The organism is Streptomyces sp. HSS9-12, from assembly GCF_054963655.1.
Genome location: NZ_JBUEGC010000117.1, coordinates 1 through 1,273, shown reverse-complemented (window position 1 = coordinate 1,273; position 1,273 = coordinate 1). Strand labels below are relative to the sequence as shown.

General features: G+C 63.8%; 1 protein-coding gene. It reads right to left on the bottom strand.

All coding sequences use genetic code 11. The features are described from left to right. A partial coding sequence (locus tag ACY34J_RS28950) for a reverse transcriptase domain-containing protein (protein ID WP_462729595.1) occupies positions 1-658 on the bottom strand: 658 nt, incomplete at its 3' end. Between the last annotated feature and the right edge of the window lie 615 nt (positions 659-1,273).

Here is a 1,273-nt window from a genome sequence, read left to right as displayed (position 1 = left end):
CATCGTCTGCGTAACGCACGAATCGGAGGCCGCGCTTGAAGAGTTCGCGATCAAGGTCGTCCAACATGATGTTGGAAAGCAGCGGGGAAAGAGGGGAACCTTGCGGCGTCCCCTCCCCCGATGCCACGACCGCCCCTTCTGCCATAATCCCGGCCCCCAGGTATCGGCGAATCAGCTTCAGGACCTTCTTGTCCTCCACCCGGCGAGCAACTCGCGCCATAAGCGCATCGTGGTTCACGCGGTCGAAGAACTTGTCCAGATCCAGGTCCACGGCCCAAGAGTTACCGTCCATGATTGCCCGGCGACCAACCTTTACGGCCTGATGTGTCGAGCGACCCGGGCGGAACCCGAACGACGCCCCAGAGAAATGAGGGTCGAACACGGGCACGAGGGCCTGCGCAATAGCCTGCTGGATCAACCGATCCAGCACCCTTGGGACACCCAGCATCCGCTCCCCGCCGTTCGGCTTGGGGATGGTCACCCGACGGACGGGAGCGGGCCTGAATGTCCCCGCGTCAAGCTCGGCCCAGACAGCGGGCCAGTTCAGGGCGATCCACGGTCGCAGTTCTTCCGTGGTCATCCCGTCAACTCCGGGGACACCCCGGTTTGCTTCAACGCGCCTGAGCGCCGCGAGCAGGTTCTCCTTCGAGAACGCCACCTCCCAGAGGGAGAGGGCCTCGCGGTGATTGTCCTCCGAGTGACGCGCCGTCTGGTCACTGCGCTCCCCAGGCGGGTCAGCCGTATGCACCGGCCCTGCCGCCTGGGGATCTGCCGAGGCAGTCTTGCAGCGGTCATCGTGACCTGATCGAGCAGACACCCTTCCTCCAATCCACTAAACGTTCGGCCCTTCCCGAGTCCTTGTCGGCCTGCTGCCTACCCGTCTCGGTACTACGACCTCTGCTGACTTCTGTCCGGCAAACCCGAGCCATTGCTGGCCCATGTCGTCGCAATCTCCGCCATCACACGGTTACAGGTGACACCCGGACAGACCTCCCCAGATAAGAACGACAACTTTCCCCGGACCGCCGCCGCGTCTACGTGGTGGCCTTCTTGGTGAGAGCGGGCTTCGGCGCAATCGGCCGCCTTACCCAGTCCACCCCGCCTCTACGCGGTTCTTGTACATCGGTGCCCGGTTTCGCCTCCGGCTTCCTCCGGACCCCACCTCACGGTGACGCCCTTGCCCTTGGCTAGCGAGTTAGTCTCACCTCTCCTCGTCGGGACTTTCACCCTTTAGTTGTCGCCCATGCTGGGCGTACCGATTCCTCCCGGGCGT